At 72.2% G+C, this 19,322-nt stretch carries 18 protein-coding genes; 1 reads left to right on the top strand and 17 read right to left on the bottom strand.

Annotation, left to right across the window (positions count from 1 at the left end; translation table 11 throughout):
- Positions 1-74: 74 nt before the first annotated feature.
- The 6 genes from FZC61_RS13505 to FZC61_RS23705 form a co-directional block, all read right to left on the bottom strand.
- Entirely contained in the window at positions 75-695 is a 621-nt protein-coding gene (locus tag FZC61_RS13505) for a hypothetical protein (RefSeq protein ID WP_148614705.1), read from the bottom strand.
- The gene (gene dnaE, locus FZC61_RS13500; protein WP_148614704.1) at positions 692-4,237 is read right to left on the bottom strand and encodes a DNA polymerase III subunit alpha; all 3,546 of its coding nucleotides are present in this window, start codon (positions 4,235-4,237) and stop codon (positions 692-694) included. Before dnaE ends, FZC61_RS13505 begins: the two co-directional genes overlap by 4 nt.
- 516 nt (positions 4,238-4,753) lie before the next feature.
- Positions 4,754-5,203: a GNAT family N-acetyltransferase gene (locus tag FZC61_RS13495; RefSeq protein WP_211357247.1), complete on the bottom strand. Its 450-nt coding sequence runs from the start codon at positions 5,201-5,203 to the stop codon at positions 4,754-4,756.
- Complete coding sequence (locus FZC61_RS13490; RefSeq protein WP_281289823.1) at positions 5,190-6,125, bottom strand: RluA family pseudouridine synthase; 936 nt, start codon at positions 6,123-6,125, stop codon at positions 5,190-5,192. Before FZC61_RS13490 ends, FZC61_RS13495 begins: the two co-directional genes overlap by 14 nt.
- Positions 6,122-6,730 carry a signal peptidase II gene (lspA, locus tag FZC61_RS13485; RefSeq protein ID WP_148614703.1) on the bottom strand — a complete coding sequence of 203 codons (609 nt, stop codon included), beginning with the start codon at positions 6,728-6,730 and terminating at the stop codon, positions 6,122-6,124. Before lspA ends, FZC61_RS13490 begins: the two co-directional genes overlap by 4 nt.
- Positions 6,703-7,083 carry a TraR/DksA family transcriptional regulator gene (locus FZC61_RS23705; RefSeq protein ID WP_246142686.1) on the bottom strand — a complete coding sequence of 127 codons (381 nt, stop codon included), beginning with the start codon at positions 7,081-7,083 and terminating at the stop codon, positions 6,703-6,705. Before FZC61_RS23705 ends, lspA begins: the two co-directional genes overlap by 28 nt.
- A gap of 25 nt (positions 7,084-7,108) precedes the next feature.
- On the opposite strand from FZC61_RS23705, the gene FZC61_RS23700 reads away from it, so the two are divergent.
- Complete coding sequence (locus tag FZC61_RS23700) at positions 7,109-7,897, top strand: hypothetical protein (RefSeq protein ID WP_246142685.1); 789 nt, start codon at positions 7,109-7,111, stop codon at positions 7,895-7,897.
- Positions 7,898-7,996: 99 nt separating this feature from the next.
- Here FZC61_RS23700 and FZC61_RS13475 read toward each other — a convergent pair whose 3' ends face one another.
- From FZC61_RS13475 to murD, 11 genes are all read right to left on the bottom strand, one after another.
- Complete coding sequence (locus FZC61_RS13475) at positions 7,997-8,761, bottom strand: DivIVA domain-containing protein (protein ID WP_148614701.1); 765 nt, start codon at positions 8,759-8,761, stop codon at positions 7,997-7,999.
- A 162-nt stretch (positions 8,762-8,923) separates the two neighbouring features.
- Positions 8,924-9,211 (bottom strand): YggT family protein, encoded by a 288-nt coding sequence (locus tag FZC61_RS13470; RefSeq protein ID WP_246142684.1) that lies wholly within the window; start codon positions 9,209-9,211, stop codon positions 8,924-8,926.
- Positions 9,212-9,499: 288 nt separating this feature from the next.
- Positions 9,500-10,039 (bottom strand): cell division protein SepF, encoded by a 540-nt coding sequence (locus FZC61_RS13465; RefSeq protein ID WP_148614700.1) that lies wholly within the window; start codon positions 10,037-10,039, stop codon positions 9,500-9,502.
- A 73-nt stretch (positions 10,040-10,112) separates the two neighbouring features.
- A complete protein-coding gene (locus FZC61_RS13460; protein ID WP_148614699.1) occupies positions 10,113-10,817 on the bottom strand; it encodes a YggS family pyridoxal phosphate-dependent enzyme in 705 nt (234 codons plus the stop codon).
- A complete protein-coding gene (locus tag FZC61_RS13455; RefSeq protein ID WP_148614698.1) occupies positions 10,814-11,530 on the bottom strand; it encodes a purine nucleoside phosphorylase YfiH/LACC1 family protein in 717 nt (238 codons plus the stop codon). Before FZC61_RS13455 ends, FZC61_RS13460 begins: the two co-directional genes overlap by 4 nt.
- Before the next feature lie 15 nt (positions 11,531-11,545).
- Positions 11,546-12,718, bottom strand: a complete 1,173-nt coding sequence (gene ftsZ / locus FZC61_RS13450; protein ID WP_148614697.1) for a cell division protein FtsZ — start codon at positions 12,716-12,718, stop codon at positions 11,546-11,548.
- A 529-nt stretch (positions 12,719-13,247) separates the two neighbouring features.
- Positions 13,248-14,015 (bottom strand): cell division protein FtsQ/DivIB, encoded by a 768-nt coding sequence (locus tag FZC61_RS13445; RefSeq protein WP_148614696.1) that lies wholly within the window; start codon positions 14,013-14,015, stop codon positions 13,248-13,250.
- Positions 13,999-15,369: a UDP-N-acetylmuramate--L-alanine ligase gene (murC, locus tag FZC61_RS13440; RefSeq protein ID WP_148614695.1), complete on the bottom strand. Its 1,371-nt coding sequence runs from the start codon at positions 15,367-15,369 to the stop codon at positions 13,999-14,001. Before murC ends, FZC61_RS13445 begins: the two co-directional genes overlap by 17 nt.
- Complete coding sequence (gene murG / locus FZC61_RS13435) at positions 15,366-16,442, bottom strand: undecaprenyldiphospho-muramoylpentapeptide beta-N-acetylglucosaminyltransferase (RefSeq protein ID WP_246142699.1); 1,077 nt, start codon at positions 16,440-16,442, stop codon at positions 15,366-15,368. The genes murC and murG overlap by 4 nt, the downstream gene beginning before the upstream one ends.
- Positions 16,443-16,484: 42 nt before the next feature.
- Positions 16,485-17,768, bottom strand: a complete 1,284-nt coding sequence (ftsW, locus tag FZC61_RS13430; protein WP_246142683.1) for a putative lipid II flippase FtsW — start codon at positions 17,766-17,768, stop codon at positions 16,485-16,487.
- Between the two features lie 25 nt (positions 17,769-17,793).
- Positions 17,794-19,320: a UDP-N-acetylmuramoyl-L-alanine--D-glutamate ligase gene (murD, locus tag FZC61_RS13425; protein WP_246142682.1), complete on the bottom strand. Its 1,527-nt coding sequence runs from the start codon at positions 19,318-19,320 to the stop codon at positions 17,794-17,796.
- Positions 19,321-19,322 lie beyond the last annotated feature (2 nt).

The raw sequence follows: 19,322 nt of genomic DNA, 5'->3' as shown, positions 1-19,322 counted from the left end.
TGGTGGTGGCGGGCTAACCGCGCGCGTCAGCGGCATTGTGACGCACGGACGCCGCCTGTGGGGCACGTCGGGGCTCAGGCTGCGCGATCAGGGTCGGTGGGCGCGGACCCGACGCCGCCGAGCTCGACGCGACGGGCCTCCGCGACGCTCGCGGAGACTCCGGCGGTGAAGAGGTAGGTGACGCCCAGCCCGAGGAGCGAGCCCAGCGGCCAGGCGACGAAGGGGGTGCGGCCGGTGACCTCGAGCCGCCCGGGGAGCCGGGTGCCGTCGGGGAGGGACAGGGCGAGCAGGTGGGGGTCGGGCGCGCTGCGCGAGAGCCCGACCCGGTAGGCGAGGTAGCTCGCCAGCGCGCTGCCGGCGACGACCACCACGAGGGTGACCAGCTCGGAGGTCCGGCAGACCAGGGCGGTCACCACCCCGAGGACGACACCGGCCACCACGCCGACCACGACGTAGAGACCGGTCCCGGAGAAGACGTGGGCGATCGTGGGGAAGTCGAGGTAGAGCCACTTGCCGTCCTGGACCGCGCCCTTCGGCGGGTCCCAGAGCTGGAACCACAGCCACCCGCCCGCGACGCCGAGGACGACGTAGGCGAGCAGCACCGCGAGGTGCTCGACCACGAGGCGACGCCACGGGCGCCCGGGGCGGGAGGGGGCAGGGTCGAGGGCCGCACTCGCCGGCGCGTCGGTGGTCACCCCGTCAGACAACCCGGTCCGAGCAGCGCCTTCAAGTCGGCGAAGAGCGCCGGGGTCGGGGTGACCCGCAGGCGGTCGTCGAGCCGCATCACCTTGGTCGACTGTCGCGAGAGCAACCGCAGGCGCACCTCGGTCATCCCGGGGTGGGTCCCCAGGACGTCCTTGAGCTGCTCGATGACCGGTGCGGTGCACCGCGTCGAGGGCAGGCTGATCGTCACCGGCCCGCTCGGTCCCTCGGACAGGTCGGGCATCGAGACCTCCTGCCCGTGGATCTCGGGCTGGTCCTTGCTCTTGGACAGTCGGCCCTTGACCGTGAGGATCGCGTCCTCCTGCAGCAGCGGGCTGGCGAGCTGGTAGGCGCTCGGGAAGAGCAGGACGTCGATGGCTCCGTCGAGGTCCTCGAGGGTGATCATCGCCCACGCGTCGCCGCGCTTGGTGATCTTGCGCTGCACCGAGGTCACCAGGCCGCTGATGGTGATCGGCGACCCGTCGGTGCGCTCCTCGTCGAGCATGAGCTGGCCGATGGTGCAGTCGGTGCCCTGGGACAGCACGTGCTCGAGGCCGAGGAGGGGGTGGTCGGAGACGTAGAGGCCGAGCATGTCGCGCTCGTGCCCGAGCAGGGTCATCTTGTCCCACTCGTCGATGTCGGGGACGGTGACCGTCACCCCGAACGCCCCGTCCTCGGGGTCGTCGAGCCCGGCGAACAGGGAGTCCTGGCCGATGGCCTCGTTGCGCTTGATGTCGACGTACTGGTCGACCGCCGACTCGTGGATGGCCACCAGGGCGCGACGCTTGAGCTTCATCTCGTCGAAGGCGCCGGCCTTGATGAGCGACTCGAGCACCCGCTTGTTGCACACCAGCGCCGGGACCTTGCTCATGAAGTCGTTGAAGTCGGTGTAGCGGCCCTTCTCGGTGCGACCCGCCACGATGCCGTCGACGACGTTGACGCCCACGTTGCGCACCGCGGTCAGGCCGAAGCGGATGTCGCGGCCGACGGGGGTGAAGTCGGCCGCCGACTCGTTGACGTCGGGCGGGAGCACCTGGATCTTCATCCGTCGGCACTCGTTGAGGTAGATCGCGGACTTGTCCTTGTCGTCGCGCGTCGAGGTGAGCAGCGCGGCCATGTACTCGGCCGGGTAGTTGGCCTTGAGGTAGGCCGTCCAGTAGGAGACCAGGCCGTAGGCCGCCGAGTGGGCCTTGTTGAAGGCGTAGTCGGAGAACGGCAGCAGGGTGTCCCACAGGGCCTTGATGGCCCCTTGCGAGAACCCGTTGGCGGCCATGCCCGCGGAGAAGCCCGCGAACTGCTTGTCGAGCTCCTCCTTCTTCTTCTTGCCCATCGCACGGCGCAGGATGTCGGCCTGGCCCAGCGTGTAGCCGGCGAGCTTCTGGGCGATCGCCATGACCTGCTCCTGGTAGACGATCAACCCGTAGGTCTCGCCCAGGACGTCCTCGAGGGCCTCGGCCAGCTCGGGGTGCAGCGCCTCGACCGGCTCGCGCCCGGTCTTGCGGCGGGCGTACTTGTTGTGCGAGTCGGCTCCCATCGGCCCGGGCCGGTAGAGCGCGCCGACCGCGGAGATGTCCTCGAAGCTGTCGGGGCGCATCGAGCGCAGCAGGGCCCGCATCGGGCCGCCGTCGAGCTGGAAGACCCCGAGGGTGTCACCGCGCTGGAGCAGGGCGTAGGTCGCCTCGTCGGTCAGCTCGAGGTCCTCGAGCACCACGGTCTCGCCGCGGTTGGCCTGGATGTTCTTCAACGCGTCGTCGAGGACCGTGAGGTTGCGCAACCCCAGGAAGTCCATCTTGATCAGGCCGAGGTTCTCGCAGGTCGGGTAGTCGAACTGCGTGATCATCGCGCCGTCGGCGGGGCGCTTGAGCATCGGGATGATGTCGAGCAGCGGCTCGCTCGACATGATCACGCCGGCCGCGTGCACGCCCCACTGGCGCTTGAGGCCCTCGATGCCCATCGCGGTGTCGACGACCTTCTTGACGTCGTTGTCGGCGTCGTAGAGCTGACGGAACTCGCCGCCCTCGCCGTAGCGCTTGTGCTGGGGGTTGAAGATCTCCTGCAGCGGGACGTCCTTGCCCATCACCGCGGCCGGCATGGCCTTGGTGATGCGGTCACCCATCGCGAAGGGGTAGCCGAGGATGCGCGAGGAGTCCTTGACGGCCTGCTTGGCCTTGATCGTGCCGTAGGTGACGATCATCGAGACGCGCTCGTCGCCGTACTTCTCGGTGACGTACTTGATGACCTCGCCGCGACGGCGCTCGTCGAAGTCGATGTCGAAGTCGGGCATCGAGACGCGGTCGGGGTTGAGGAAGCGCTCGAAGATCAGGCCGTGGACCAACGGGTCGAGGTCGGTGATGCGCATGGCGTAGGCGACCATCGAGCCCGCACCGGAGCCACGACCCGGCCCGACCCGGATGCCGTTGTTCTTGGCCCAGTTGATGAAGTCGGCGACCACCAGGAAGTAGCCGGCGAACCCCATGCGGGTGATGACGTCGATCTCGAACTCGGCCTGCTTGCGGACAGCGTCGGGGACCTGGCCCTTGTAGCGGACCTGCAGGCCGCGCTCGACCTCCTTGACCATCCAGGAGTCCTCGTTCTCGCCCGGGGGGCACGGGAACTTGGGCATGAACGTGCCGCTGCCCTCGGTGAAGGCCACGTCGCAGCGCTCGGCGATGAGCAGGGTGTTGTCGCAGGCCTCGGGGAAGTCACGCCACAGGTGGCGCATCTCCTCGGCGGTCTTGAGGTAGTAGCCGTCGCCGGAGAACGCGAAGCGCTGGCCCGGGCCGTCGCCGGCCGGGATGTCCATCGTGGAGCCCGAGTTGATGCAGAGCAGGTGCTCCTGGGACGGCGCGTCCTCGCGGTTGACGTAGTGGGAGTCGTTGGTGGCCAGCAGCGGGATCTGCAGGTCCTTCGACAGCCGCAGCAGGCCGTCACGGACGCGGCGCTCGATGTCGAGGCCGTGGTCCATGAGCTCGAGGAAGTAGTTGTCGCGGCCCAGGATGTCCTGGAAGTCGGCGGCGGCCTGGCGGGCCGCGTCGTAGGCGCCGTGGCGCAGGTGGACCTGGATCTCCCCCGAGGGGCACCCGGTGGTGCCGATCAGGCCCTTGCCGTGCTGGGTCAGCAGCTCGCGGTCGGCCCGCGGGTGCTGGAAGAAGCCGTCGCGCCAGGCCCCGGTGGAGAGCCGGAACAGGTTGTGCATGCCCTCGGTGGTCTCGGACAGCAGCGTCATGTGGGTGTAGGCGCCGCGCGAGGAGACGTCGTCGGGGCCGCCGCCGTAGAAGTTGACGCGCTTGCGCTCGAAGCGGCTGATGTTGGGGGCCATGTAGGCCTCGATGCCGATGATCGGCTTGACCCCGGCCGCCTTCGCCACCTTGTAGAACTCGTAGGCCCCGAACACGTTGCCGTGGTCGGTCATCGCGACCGCAGGCTGGCCCAGCTCGGCCGCCCGCGCGGCCAGCGCTCCGAGCCGCGCCGCACCGTCGAGCATGGAGTACTCGGTGTGGACGTGGAGGTGGACGAAGGGGTCGCCGGTAGGCATCGGGTGGGCGCTCCTGGAGGTCGTGCGTGCGGGCATGCTGACGCCCGGGTCACGGGCGACGAACGTCAGGCCGGCGGGGGAAGAGCGTCGATCCTGGGGGAAGGACCTCAGCCTACGCGAGCCGTGAGCCCGATGGTGCCAGCCACCACCGACGAGTTGGTCTGGTCGCCTGCGGCCGGGCCGCCTCCGGCTGGCCGCCTATGCCTGGCATCGCTGCCGCCAGGCTGGGTGGCGGCCGCCCGGACGCTGGGCCCACCCTCCGGCTCCGTGCGCCCTGTGGTCACCCTGACGCCGTGGCCCGGGCGCCGTCCTGCTCGACGGGTCGCCTCCGGGCGCCCTGATGCCACGTTGGTCGAGGAGGTCGCCCGCGACCGTCACGAGACCACCTCCACCGCAGCCCACGAACCGGCCTGACATGCCACCGCGGCCGGTGGGCAACGTGACTGATCATCACAGCCAGCGCGACTTCCTCGACCGACGTGCGGCCCGGCCGTCGTAGGACCTCTCCCCACGCCGTCACTCCGCCCAGGACATCCGGAGGTCGGGGGCCTTCTCCTCGTTGTCGCTGCCGTCGGTGTGCTCGCGCTCGACCAGGCCGTGGCGCGCGTAGAAGGCGCGCGCCGCGGTGTTGGACTCGAAGACCCACAGCGAGAAGCCGTCGGGGCGAAGCGCCTTGGCCAGGTCGAGCAGCATCGAGCCGATCCCGCGTCCGGCGTGCTCGGGCAGGACGTAGAGGTCGTCGAGCCAGGTGTCGGTCAGGCGCGCGTAGGCCACGACGGTGTCGTCGGCCTCGGCCACCCAGACCTCGTCCTGCGTCAGGCGGGTCGTGAGCCAGGCCTCGACCTCGCGGTCGCCGTGGACACCCGGCGGCATCGGGGCCGCCCGGCGCGACGCCAGGTGGACCCGGGTGACCGCGGCTGCGTCCTCGACGCCGGCGCGGCGCAGGGTGACGTCAGTGGGACTCACGGACCAGCTCGAGGGAGCGCGCGAGGTCGTCGGGGTAGGGCGAGACGTACTCGACCTGCTCACCGGTGTCGGGGTGCTCGAAGCCGAGCTTGACCGCGTGGAGCCACTGGCGGGCCACGCCGAACCGCTTGGCCAGGGTCGGGTCGGCACCGTAGGTGAGGTCACCGACGCAGGGGTGCTTGAGGGCCGACATGTGGACCCGGATCTGGTGGGTGCGCCCGGTCTCGAGGTGCACCTCGAGGAGGCTGGCGAACCGGTGGGCCTCGAGGGTCTCGTAGTGGGTGACGCTCGGGCGGCCACCGTCGAGCACGGCGAAGCGGTGGTCGGCGCCCGGGTGACGCGCGATCGGGGCGTCGATCGTGCCTTCGTGCGGGTCCGGGTGGCCCTGCACCAGCGCGTGGTAGGTCTTGTCGACCGTGCGCTCGCGGAAGGCGTTCTTGAGCACGGAGTAGGCGTGCTCGGACTTGCAGATGACCATCACGCCGGAGGTGCCGACGTCGAGGCGCTGCACGATGCCCTGCCGCTCGGAGGCCCCCGAGGTGGCGATCCGGAACCCGGCGCCCGCGAGGTGACCGACGACCGTCGGGCCGGTCCAGCCGGGCGAGGGGTGCACGGCGACCCCGACGGGCTTGTCGATCACGACGATCGACTCGTCGTCGTGGATGATCCCGATGCCCTCGACGACCTCGGGCACGACCTCGAGCGGGTCGGTCTCGTCGGGGATCTCGACGTCGAGGTGGAGCCCCGGCAGCACCCGGTCGCTCTTGCTCACCGCGGCGCCGTCGAGGCGCACCAGGTCGCGGCTGATCAGCTCGGCCGACCGCGTGCGCGAGAGCCCGAACATCTGAGCCATCGCGGAGTCGACGCGCTCTCCCGCCAGCGAGTCGGGCACGGGCAGGCTGCGGTGGTCGGAGGTGGTCACTCGGCCCCTTCCTGGAGCGCGTCGGTGTGGTCGGAGGTGCGGGTCGACCCGTCGGCGACGTCGTCGACGTCGGCGGACTCGTCGGGCGTGGCGCCACCGCGGGTCCCGTCGAGGGCGACGCCCCTGATCGCCTGGAGCACGATGAGCCCGGCGGCGACGTTGATGCAGATGTCGGCGACGTTGAAGACCGGCCAGTTCGGCAGCTGCAGGAAGTCGACGACGTGACCTCGCATCGGCCCCGGCTCACGCAGCAGCCGGTCGGTGAGGTTGCCGGTGATGCCGGCCAGCAGCAGGGCGAGCGCGACGCCCCACGTGGCACTGCCGACGCGTCGGGCGTAGTAGAGGACCGCCAGGGTCGCCACCATCGCGATCGTGGTGATCACCGGCGTCAGGCCGGTGCCGGTGCTGAACGCCGCACCCGGGTTGTAGGTGAGGTGGAGCTGCAGGACGTCACCGAGGACGCGGACGTCAGGTCGACCCTCGAGCCGGTCGACCGCCAGGGCCTTGGAGACCTGGTCGACGACGTAGGCCGCGGCTGCGACGACGACGACGAGCAGGCGGAGCCGGACTGATGGGCCTACCGGCGTTCCTCGCGCTGCTTGCATGTCATACAGAGTGTCGCACGCGGAAAGGCCATCAACCGATTCTTCCCGATGGGGTTGCCGCACGACTCGCACACGCCGTAGGTGCCGTCGTCGATGCGGATGACGGCGCGCTCGATCTGGGCCAGCTTGTCGCGCTCGTTGCTCAGCACGGTCAGCTCGTGGTCGCGCTCGAAGCTCGACGCCCCGATGTCGGCCTGGTCCTGGCCCGCGCCGTCACCGGAGTCGCGCATGAGGCCGGCGAGCTCGATCTCCATGGTCTCGACGATGCCGGCACTGTGGGTCTGCTGCTCGTGGAGCTCGTCGAGCACCTCCTTGAGCTCCGCAGTGGTCCAGGCCGACTCGCCCTCGCCCACGACGAGGCCGCTCGGAGCCGCCTTCGTGGCCGTCTTCAGGGTCGTCGGCGCCTTCGTCGCCGGAGCCTTCTTCGCGGGAGCCTTCGTCGCGGGAGCCTTCGTCGCGGGAGCCTTCGTCGCGGGAGCCTTCGTCGCGGGTGTCTTCGCCGCGGGTGTCTTCGTGGCGGGTGCGGCCTTGGTGGCCGGCGCGGCCTTCTTCGCGGCCGGCGCCTTGGTCGCCACCGGCGCCTTCGTGGCGGGCGCAGCCTTCGTCGTCGCCGGGGTGACCTTCTTCGCCGGCGCGGTCTTCTCGGCCGCCGGCGCCTTCGTCGCCGCCGGCGCAGCCTTCTTCGCAGGCGCTGCCTTCTTCGCCGCGGGCGCAGTCTTCTTCGCCGCGGGCGCAGTCTTCTTCGCCGCCGGTGCGGCCTTCTTCGCGGGCGCGGCCTTCTTCGCGGGCGCGGCCTTCTTCGCGGGCGCGGCATTCTTCGCGGGCGCGGCCTTCTTCGCGGGCGCGGCCTTCTTCGCGGGCGCGGCCTTCTTCGCGGGCGCGGCCTTCTTCACCGGTGCCGCCTTCTTCGCAGCCGGCGTGGCCGTCTTCTTCGTAGCCGTCTGCTTCGCGGCGGCAGCCTTCTTCGTGGCCGGTGCCGACTTCTTCGCGGGCGTGGCCTTCGTCGGCGGGGCGGACGGGGGCGTGGCCGGCTTCGGCGTACGGGTCAGGGCCTTGCGGGCTGCCTGGGCGAGCTTGCGAGTACTGCGAACCATCGGACCGGGGCCCTCCCTCGTGCCATGGCCACTGCGGGGTGCCACGGGCGGCACGAACGGTAGCGGCTGGTGACAGAGGTCTCAACGAGGCGCCCCGCGCGGCACCGGACAAATGCGGAACGGCCGCCCCACCGGGGCGGCCGTTCCGTCGTGCTGTGCAGCGGGTGGAGGCTCAGGCCTCTTCCTCGCCGAGGATCGAGCGCAGCCGCTTGGGAGCGGGCGTCTCGTCCGGGCTCGCGGTCTCGCCGCCGCCGGCGAGGGCCTCCAGCTGCTGGGTGAAGTAGCTCTTGAGCCGCGAGCGGTACTCGCGCTCGAAGGACCGCAGGTTCTCGACCTCGATGCTGAGCTTGTCGCGCTCCTTCTCCAGGTCACCGAAGAGCTGGGTGCGGCGCTCGGCGGTCTCCTGGTCGAGCATCTGCGCGCGGGTGCGGGCGTCGGACTCCATCCGGTCGGCCTTGGTCTTGGACTCGGACTCGAGCCGCTCGGCCTTGGTACGGGCCTCGCCGATGATCTTGTCGGCGTCGTTCTTGGCCTCGTCGACGAGCTCGTCGGCGTTGCGGGTGGCGATCTCGAGCAGCCGGGCGGCGGCGTTGGAGGCCTGCGGCACGGTCTCGACGCGGATGGTCTGGACCTCCGCGGTCGCCGAGGCGGCGACCGGGGCCGGGGTCTCGACCGGGGCGACCACCGGGGCCGGGGCGGGGGGCTCAGGCGCCTTGTCGAAGGTGACGGGGGCGGGCTCGGGAGCCGACTGGGGCATGGGAGCCCCGGACTGGGCGGCGGCCAGCTTGGCGCGCAGGTCGTCGTTGTCCCGGGTCAGTCGAGCCAGCTCGGCCTCGACCTCGTCGAGGAACTGGTCGACCTCGCCCATGTCGTAGCCCTCACGGAGCCGGACAGGCGTGAAGCGCTTGTTGCTCACGTCCTCAGGCGTCAGCGGCATGGCTTGGCTCGATTCTTGTCGGAGTTCTTGGCGTCGTACGGGCGGTGCGCGGACGAAGGGTCCGATGCATCCCGAGCACCCTAGCGCCTGGATGGTGCAGGTGTGACCAGGTGTGCCTGGGGTGGCGTGCCGCGACGTGGTCGCCGCGGCACCGGATCGGGCTCACAGCAGGTAGTTGAGGACCAGCCGGGAGGCGATATAGGCGGAGATGAAGACGATCAGGAAGCTGAGGTCGAGCGCGAAGTTGCCCAGCCGCAGCGGAGGGATGACCCGCCGCAGCGCCTTGATCGGCGGGTCGGTGAACGAGTAGACGGCCTCGAGCAGGACCAGCAGCACGCCTCGCGGGCTCCAGGAGCGCGCGAAGACCTGGACCCAGTCGACGATGAACCGGACCCACATGCAGCCGATGAACACCATGATCAGGCCGTAGAGGATCTGTGCGGCGATCAAGAGAGACGGTCCTGCCTGTCGAGGGGTCGTGGAGCAAGGAGCCTATCGGGCACGCCCTGAACAGCTGCCGCCAGTCCCAGGCCCCAGGGCAAGCAACATCCAGCCGATGGACGTCCCGGACCACAGGCTCTGACGGACACAGGGCGCCCGGGCCACACGCAGAGGCGACCACACGGCGCACGTCGGGACCGGTGGGCCACCGGGCCGGTCGGCCCCGCCGTACCAAGAAGGCGGCAGCGCTACCAGGCAGCGCGGGGACGCGGCCCGAGCCCACCGGTCACGACAGATTCAACTCTGGTTGAAGAAGGCGCCGCTCTCGGCGATCCGCGCCTTGTCCTCGGCGGCCACCGACACGTTGGCCGGCGAGAGCAGGAACACCTTGGCGGTGATCCGCTCGATGGTGCCGCGGGTGGCGAAGACGAGCCCGGCAGCGAAGTCGACCAGGCGCTTGGCGTCGTTGTCGTCCATCTCGGTGAGGTTCATGATCACCGGGGTGCCGTCGCGGAAGTTCTCGCCGACCACGCGCGCCTCGTTGTAGGTGCGCGGGTGCAGGGTGATGATCCGCGACAGCTCGGCCACCGACGGGGGGGCGGGCGCCGCCACCATGTTGGGGGCCGTGCGGCGACGCTCGGCGAGGTCGGCGACCGGCGCGGGGCGCAGGTCGGCGTCGTGGGGACGCCGCTGCGCGCGGGTCACCGGGGCGGCCTGGACCGGCTCGGTCTCCTGGGTGTGACCGTCGTAGTCGTCGTAGGCGTACTGGTCGTCGTAGCGTCCGGTGTCCTCGAGCAGGCCGAGGTACTCACCGATCCTGCGCATCGCGCCGCTCATGCCACACCACTCATCTCGCTCGATTTGCTGCCGGACGTGCTTGGGAACCTGCTGCTGGGACCCTGCTCGGACACTACTTCACCGGGGGCCTCGATCCGAGGACCGCGGACCCGACGCGCACGTGTGTCGCGCCCACCCTGATGGCGTCATCGAGGTCGCCGCTCATGCCGGCGGACAGCAGGTCGGCACCGGGGTGGTCGTGGAGGAACCGGCGTCGGACGACGGCCAACCGGTCGAAGGCCGTCGCGGGGTCCTCACCCAGGGGCGCCACGGCCATCAGCCCGCGCAGCCGGAGCCGGTCGGCGGCCTGGACCGCCCCTGCGAGCGCGTCGAGGTCGGCCGGGTCGGCACCGCTGCGGGCCGCGCCGGCGTCGGGCGGGTCGAGGCTGACCTGCAGCAGCACGTCGACGGTGTGGGAGCGCTCGTGGGCGCCGCGCTGGAGCCCGGTGACGAGCTTGGCGCGGTCGACGGACTCGACGACGTCGGCGTAGGTCGCGACCGCGGCGGCCTTGTTGCTCTGCAGCCCGCCGATGAAGTGCCAGGTGAGCCCGAGGTCGGCGCACTCGGCCGCCTTGGCCTCGGCCTCCTGGTGGCGGTTCTCGCCGACGTCGGTGACGCCGAGGTCGGCCAGGATGCGGACGTCGGAGGCGGGGAAGAACTTGGTGACGGCGACCAGGGTGACCTCGCCGGGGTCGCGACCGGCCGCGACGCAGGCCGAGGCGATGCGTCGGCGTACGTCGGCGAGCCGGGCGGCGACCTCGTCGCTGCGCTCGCTCACGAGACGCCCCGGCGGATGAGCCCGGCCAGGCGTCCGGAGTCGGCACCGTCGCGGCGGTAGGAGAAGAGGTCGGGCGACTCGCGGGTGCACGCGGACACGTCGACCACCCGGACGTCGAGGGCCTCGAGCTGGGCGCGGACGCCGGCGCCGAGGTCGAGCGCCGGGGTGCCCCACGAGGTGGTGGCGCGGGTGGCCGGCACTATGGCGGCGACCTCGGCCTGCAGGTCGGCCGGCACCTCGTAGCAGGCCCCGCACACGTGGGGTCCGATCCAGGCGGTGACGTCGGTGGCGCCGAGGTCGCGCATCGCCTCGACCGTGGCCGGGACGACGCCGGCGGCCACGCCGGGGCGCCCGGCGTGGGCGGCCCCGAGCACGCCGGCCACGGGGTCGGCCAGCAGGACCGGGACGCAGTCGGCGGCGCGCACGAGAAGCACGACGTCGGGCCGGTCGGTGACGATGCCGTCACCCTCGCTGCGGTGCTCGCCGGGGGCGGCCACCACGACGTGGCGCCCGTGGACCTGGCTGAGGTCGGCGACCTCGCAGCCCGGCGCGAAGTCGTCGAGGACGAGGGCGAGGTTGCGCTGGGGCACGGTGCGCTCGCCGTCCTCGAAGAAGGCGAGGTTGAGGGAGTCGAAGGGCGCACCACTGACCCCGCCGTGCCGGTCGGTGAAGGCCAGCTCGACGGGGCCGAGGGTGCTGCGGTGGTGGTACAAGACGCGCCTGGAGCCCTACTTGAGGAAGTCGGGGATGTCGAGGTCGTCGTCGTCGAAGACCACCTGGCGCGCCGGGGTGGCCGGACGCGCGGGCTGGGGGGTCGTCTCACGACGCTGCTCGACGACCGGCTCGGGCTGGCGGGGCTCGGGCCGGGCGGCGACCGCGGCCTTGACCTCCTCCTGGGAGACCGGCGCCGGGGCGTTGTGGCGCAGCGAGCTGCCCTCGGTACGGCGCTTGGGGGTGCCGCCGTCGAACCCGGCGGCGATGACGGTGACCCGCACCTCGTCACCGAGGGCGTCGTCGATCGTGGCGCCGAAGATGATGTTGGCCTCGGGGTGCACGGCGTCGGCGACCAGCGCGGCGGCGTGGTTGATCTCGAACAGGCCCAGGTCGGAGCCACCGGCGATGGAGAGCAGGACGCCGTGGGCGCCGTCGATGCTCGCCTCGAGCAGCGGGCTCGACACCGCCATCTCGGCAGCGGCCACCGCACGGTCCTCGCCGCGCGCCGAGCCGATGCCCATCAGGGCGGAGCCGGCGTTGGCCATGACCGACTTGACGTCGGCGAAGTCGAGGTTGATCAGGCCTGGGGTCGTGATCAGGTCGGTGATGCCCGAGACGCCCTGGAGCAGCACCTGGTCGGCCTGCTTGAACGCGTCGAGCACCGAGACGTTGCGGTCGCTGATCGACAGCAGCCGGTCGTTGGGGATGACGATGAGGGTGTCGACCTCCTCGCGCAGCTGGGCGATGCCCTCGTCGGCCGAGCCCATGCGCCGCCGTCCCTCGAAGGCGAACGGGCGGGTCACGACGCCGATCGTGAGCGCGCCGAGCGAGCGGGCGATGCGGGCCACGACCGGGGCGCCACCGGTACCGGTGCCGCCACCCTCGCCGGCGGTCACGAACACCATGTCGGCGCCCTTGATGACCTCCTCGATCTCGTCGGCGTGGTCCTCGGCCGCCTGCGCCCCGACCTCGGGGTTGGCGCCGGCACCGAGGCCGCGGGTGAGCTCGCGCCCGATGTCGAGCTTGACGTCGGCGTCGCTCATCAGCAGTGCTTGGGCGTCGGTGTTGATCGCGATGAACTCGACGCCCTTGAGGCCGACCTCGATCATCCGGTTGACGGCGTTGACGCCACCGCCTCCGATGCCCACGACCTTGATGATCGCCAGGTAGTTCTGTGCTGCAGCCACGACGGCTTCACCTCTCGAAGGATCTGTTGGGGGTGGGGCGGGGAGCTCGGGGAAGTCGGCGTGTCCCTCAACTATGACCCTCAACCTGAGGGTTATAGTTATGTCAACCTCGCCGTGTCCATGACAGTAGGCACCCGCGCGTGCGATCTGCGGCAGACACGCCGGGGCCTCCGGCGCGAACCGCCCACATGCCCCCACCGCCCTACCGGTCCGATCGCACACCGCCCCACGGTGGTCGAGGAGGTCGCCCTGGCGACCGTCACGAGACCACACCGGCCGCACCGACGCACCCGACCCGCCTCCAGGCCTCACGGGGTCCGGGTCGGGTGCCCCGTAGGTCACGGTGGTCCCACCGGGACGCTGAACCTGTGACAGGGCCGCTGAGATCTTGTCGGCCCTGTCACGGCTTCAGCGTCCCGGTGCAACAGGTGGGGCTCGGCGAGACCCGCGATGCCAGGCGCGCGGACAACCCGACGGCCAGGACCTGAGGCCAACCCCGACCCCGAGCGGACTACCCCGACACCCGCGGTCAGCCGCTGGTGGTCGGCTGCGCCGGCACCGAGACGTCGTAGACCTTGCCGGGCTGTCGGAGCAGCGCGAGCAGGACCTCGGCCTTGTCGGCCGAGGAGTCAGCACTCCCCCAGCGCACGACCCGGTCGTCGCGCAGCACCAGGTCGATCTCGTCGACGCTGCGCAGGTCGAGGTGGTCGACGAGGACCGAGACTTCGCGCGGCAGCGCGGCCACGACGGTCACCGCCTCGCGCAGCGCGTCCTCGTCGGTGGCCGACACGCTGCCGGAGGTCTCGATGCGCGGCAGGCCCGAGGGCGGACGGCGGTAGGAGCGGAACGGCACACCCTCGACGTCGATGCCCTGCAGGTCGGCACCCAGCTGGACGACGGCCACGGCCTCCCGCTCCTGGATCGTGATGAGGACGCCGTCGGGCCACTTGCGGGTGACCTCGACGCTGCGGACCTCGGCCAGGGCCTGGACCCGCAGCCGGATGGCGTCGAGGTCGAGGGTGGCCAGGGGCCCTCCCGTCGGGACGTCGGCGGCGGCCTCGACATCGGCCGCGCTGATCGTGCGGGCGCCGACGACGTCGACCTCGCGCACCGACAGCGCGTCGGAGAAGTAGACCGCGAACAGGCTCCCGCCGGCGAGCACGACCAGCACCGCGGCCGCGACGAGGTAGCGCAGCGTGAGCCACCTGCGGGCCCACTGCCGTCGCGCGAAGCGGCGGCGGCTGCGCTCCTCGGAGGTCGGCCGGGTGCGGGTCCGGGTCCTAGTCGTGGCCGCCACCAGGACCTCCGGTCTCGAGCAGCGCCAGCACGCGTGGACCCACGTGGGTCACGGTGCCGGCACCGAGGGTGAGGACGAGGTCACCGGGCCGGGCCCGGGAGACCAGGGCCGCAGCGGCCGTGTCGAGGGTGGCCCGGGCGACCCGGCCCGCCGGCAGGGGCACGGCGTCGGCGACGAGCGCCGAGGTGACCGCGGGGTCCGCGGCCTCGCGGGCCAGGTAGAGGTCGAGGACGACGACCTCGTCGGCCGCGCCGAGCGCGCGACCCATCTCGACGCCGAAGATGCGGGTGCGCGAGACCAGGTGGGGCTGGAAGGCCACCAGGAGGCGCCCCTCCCCCGCCAGGGCCCTGGCCGACTGCAGGTCGCCCACGATCTCGGTGGGGTGGTGGGCGTAGCTGTCGTAGACCCGGACGCCGGCGACCTCGCCCTTGGGCTCCATCCGGCGTCGGGTGCCGGTGTAGGAGGCGATGCCGCGCAGCAGGTCGGCGCGGGGGACGCCGAGGGCCTCGCCGGCGGCGAGGGCGGCCAGCGCGTCGGCCCGGTAGTGGTCGCCGGGCGCCCACAGGGTGGTGCCCTCGAGCGCGGCGTCGTCGGCCGCGGAGACGGTGACCACCCGACGCCCCGCCGCGCGCTGGCGCTCGGCCAGGGCCGCGGCCCCCGGGTCGTCGACGCAGCACACCAGGAAGCCCTCGGGGTCGAGGGCGTCGGCGAACTCGTCGAACGCCGCGGCGTAGGCCTCGGGGGTGCCCCACTGGTCGAGGTGGTCGGCGTCGACGTTGGTCACGATCGCCGCGTGGACGTCGTAGACGAGGAAGGCGCCGTCGCTCTCGTCGGCCTCGGCGACGAAGAGGTCGCCTGCCCCGACGGCGGCGTTGACGCCCGTGGCGGCGAGGTCGCCGCCGATGGCGTAGGACGGGTCGACACCCGCGGCCTGCAGCGCGACCGTCAGCAACGACGTGGTCGTCGTCTTGCCGTGGGTGCCGGCGACCGCGACGACGCGGCGGTCGGCCATCACCGAGGCCAGGGCCGCCGAACGCGGCAGGACGGTGAGGCCGCGGCGCACGGCCTCGGCGTACTCGGGGTTGTCGTCGTTGATCGCGGTGGACACGACCAGGGTGTCGCCCGGACCGAGGTGGGCCACGTGGGCCGCGTCGTGGCCGACGTGGACGATGGCGCCCAGCCCGCGCAGCACCTCGAGGGTCCGGGAGTCGGTGCCGTCGCTGCCGCTGACGCTGACACCGCGGGCCAGCAGGATGCGGGCGATGCCGGACAGGGCGGCGCCGCCGATGCCGACCAGGTGGACCCGGCCGAGGTCGGCGAGCGGGGGGATCCGGTCGGGGACGGGCACCCTCATCGCCGCGCCTCCTCGGTGATGATCGCGGCGAGCCGGTCGTCGGCGTCGCGCGGGACCAGGCCCGAGGCGGCCGCGCTCATCGCGGCGAGCCGGGTCTCGTCGTGCGCGAGCCCCGGGACGGTGGCCGCGACCCAGTCGCTGGTGAGGTCGGCGTCGTCGACCAGGAGCGCTCCCCCCGCCTCGACGACCGCGGCGGCGTTGCGCCGCTGCTCGCCGTTGCCGATCGGCAGCGGGACGAAGATCGTCGGGACGCCCGTGGCCGCGGCCTCCACGACGCTGTTGGCGCCGGCGCGGCAGACCATGAGGTCGGCCGCGGCCAGCGCGAGGTCCATCCGGTCGACGTAGTGGGCCACGACGTAGGGGGTGCCGGTCGGCTCGGGCGTGGCCTCGCCCTTCGGTCCGACGACGTGCAGGACCTGGACGCCGGCGTCGCCGAGGGCGCGCGCGGCCCCGGCGACCGACTGGTTGAGCCGCCGGGCGCCCTGCGAGCCACCGGTGACCACGAGCGTGGGCCGGTCGGGGTCGAGGCCGAAGAAGGCACGGGCCTCCTCGCGCGACGCGGCGCGGTCGAGCCGGGAGATCATCCGCCGGATCGGGAGACCGACGTACTCGGCCCGGGGCAGCGGGGTGTCGGGGAAGCTCACCGCGACCCGGCTCGCGACCCGGGCCCCGGCCTTGTTGGCGAGCCCCGGGACCATGTTCTGCTCGTGGACGACCAGGGGCAGTCGGCGGCGGCGGGCCGCGACGTAGGCGGGCATCGAGACGTAGCCGCCGTAGCCGACGACGACGTCGGGCCGGACCCGGTCGAGGATCGCGAGGGTCTCGTTGACGGCCCCGCGCAGGCGACCGGGCACCCGGAAGAAGTCGGCGTTGGGCCTGCGGGGCAGGGGTACGGGCGCGATCAGCTCGAGGGGGTAGCCGGCCTCGGGCACGACGCGGGTCTCGAGCCCGCGGGGCGTGCCGAGGCAGGTGATCGTGACGTCGTCGTCGAGCCGACGCAGGGCGTCGGCGGTGGCGAGCAGGGGCGAGGTGTGGCCGGCGGTACCGCCGCCGGCGAGAAGGACGCGCATCAGGGGCACGACGTTACCGGCGAGCAGCGCCGAACCGCCGCACGCTCACCGGCGTGCGGACAGCCCGGCCGAACGCAGCTTCTTGCGCTGCGCGAGGGCCCGCGCCGCCGCGGGCTCGCGCCGCGCGAAGCCGACGAGGAGACCCAGCGCGGCCAGCGTGGGCAGCAGGCTCGACCCGCCGTAGGAGACCAGCGGCAGCGGGATGCCGATGACGGGCAGCAGGGCCAGCACCATGCCCACGTTGATGATCATCTGACCGATCAGCCACACGATCACCCCGAACGAGGCGTAGCGGACGAACGGATCCTCGGTGTGGCGCGCGATCCGCAGGGCGGAGAAGGCGATGGTGAGGAACAGCACGATGACCAGCAGGGTGCCGACCAGGCCGAGCTCCTCGCCGAGGACGGCGAAGATGAAGTCGGTGTGGGCCTCGGGGAGGGCACCCCACTTCTGCTGGCTGGCACCGATGCCCTGCCCGAAGATGCCGCCCGACGACATGGCGTAGAGACCGTGGGCCGGCTGCCAGCCGGTGCCGTGGAAGTCCTGGAACGGGTCGACGAACGTGGTGATGCGGGCCAGCCGCTCGGTGTCGGTGGCCGCCAGGGCCAGCACGAGGACGCCGATCAGCATGCTGGACAGCACGAAGAGCCGCGCCGGCGCGCCGACGACCCACAGCATCCCGATCAGGATCGCGAACATGATCAGCGCGGTGCCGAGGTCGCGCCCGACGATGACCAGCCCGGTGGCCAGCAGCATGCCCGGCACCACGGGCACCATGACCTGGTGCAGGCTGCGCAGCCGGCGGTCCTTGTTGGCGTAGATGTGGGCGGCCCACACGACCAGCGACAGCTTGGCGATCTCGGAGGGCTGGATGACCAGCGGCCCCAGGGCCAGCCAGTTGGTGTTGCCGTTGCGCTCGACGCCCATGAACGCGGTGAGCAGCAGCAGCACCAGCGACACCGAGAAAGCCGGGTAGGCCAGCCGGCGGATCCACCGGTGGGAGACGCGGCTCGCGACCCACGCGCACGGCAGGCCCACGACGACCCACACCAGCTGGCGGCGCACGATCGTGTAGGAGTCGCCGGTGGCGCGGTAGGAGAACACGCTGGAGGCGCTCAGCACCATCACCAGGCCGATGGTGAGCAGCAGCGCCGAGGCCCCCAGCAGCAGGTAGTAGGTCGTGAGCGGGCGGTCGAGCGCCTCGCGCAACGACCCCAGCCACGTCGTACGGCGCACCGCGGGCTGTGCGGTGTGCGCGGTCGGCGCGGGCCGCGACGGGCGTGGCAGCCGTGGCAGCCGGACGGATCTCTCGGGGGTCGCTGTCGTCACCCGGGGTCTCCTGTCGTGCCGGCTTCTAGGGGGAAGTAAGGCCGTGAACGGCTGCGGCGAACAGGTCTCCCCGTGCGGCGTAGTCGGTGAACTGGTCCTGCGAGGCGCACCCCGGGGCCAGGAGCACCGTGTCGCCGTCGACGGCCAGGTCACTGGCCGCCGCGACGACCCGCCGCATCAGCTCGGGTCCGCCGTCGATCGTTGAGGCAGACCCAGTGTCGGGCGCGTCGATCGCGATCACCCGCACATCGGGCGCGTGTCGCGAAAGCGCCTGGGCGATGACGTCGCGGTCGCGCCCGAGCAGGACGACGCCGCGCAGCCGCGAGGCCACCGAGCGGACCAGCTCGTCGAAGGTGGCACCCTTGGCCAGACCCCCCGCGACCCACACGACGGGGTCGTAGGCCTGCAGCGACGACTGGGCGGCGTGGGGGTTGGTGGCCTTGGAGTCGTCGACCCAGGTGACGCCGTCGTGGGTCGCGACCTTGGCGATCCGGTGGCCGTCGAGCCGGAAGCCCCGCAGGCCCTCGCGGACCGCGGCCTGGCTGACGCCGTGGGCGCGGGCGAGGGCCGCCGCGGCCAGGGCGTTGGCGACCACGTGGGGGGCCGGCACTCCCCCGTCGACGCCGTCAGCACCGTCGGGAACGAGGTCGGCGAGGGTGCACAGCTCGGCGGCGCTGGTGGCGCGCTCCTCGATGAAGGCACGGTCGACCAGGAGGTCCTCGACGACGCCGAGCATGCCGACGCCGGGCATGCCGAGGGTGAAGCCGACGGCGCGGGCGCCGTCGACGACGTCGGCCTCGCGGACGAGGTCCTCGGTGGCGGGGTCGGCGACGTTGTAGACGCACGCTCGCTCGACGCCGTGGAAGATGCGCCCCTTGTCGGCGGCGTACTGCTCGTAGCCGGTGCGGGCCCCGAGCCAGTCGCCGGCGTACCAGTCGAGGTGGTCCTCGGCGAGGTTGAGCACGGCGGCGGCCTGGGCGCCCATCGAGCGCGTGTAGTGCAGCTGGAAGCTGGAGAGCTCGACGGCGAAGACGTCGTAGGGCGCGGGGTCCATGACGGCCTCGACGATGGGCAGCCCCACGTTGCCGACCGCGACGCTGCGCAGGCCGGCGGCCCGCAGGATCGCGTCGAGCATCTGGGTGGTGGTGGTCTTGCCGTTGGTGCCGGTGACGCACAGCCAGGGCGCGGGCTCACCGTTCGGGCCGGGGGCACGCAGCCGCCAGGCGAGCTCGACCTCGCCCCACACGGGTACGCCGCGGGCGTGGGCCTGCTGCAGCAGCGGGCTGTCGGGCCGGAACCCCGGTGAGGTGACGACCACGTCGACGTCGTCGGGCAGGGTGTGGGTGGCACCGGCGTGGATGTCGACCCGGGCGCCGAGCACCTCGAGCAGCTCGGCCTTCTCCAGCTGGGCGGCGGTGGCCTGGTCGGCCAGCGCGGTGACCGAGGCACCGAGGTGGGTGAGGTTGTCGGCGGCGGCGAAGCCCGACACCCCGAACCCGGCGACCACCGCACGCACGCCGTCCCAGGACGACTGCCGGTCGAGGCCGCTCACGT

Source organism: Nocardioides rubriscoriae (genome assembly GCF_008087085.1).
In the GTDB taxonomy this organism is placed as follows: domain Bacteria; phylum Actinomycetota; class Actinomycetes; order Propionibacteriales; family Nocardioidaceae; genus Nocardioides; species Nocardioides rubriscoriae.
This window is presented reverse-complemented; position numbering and strand designations above follow the sequence as displayed.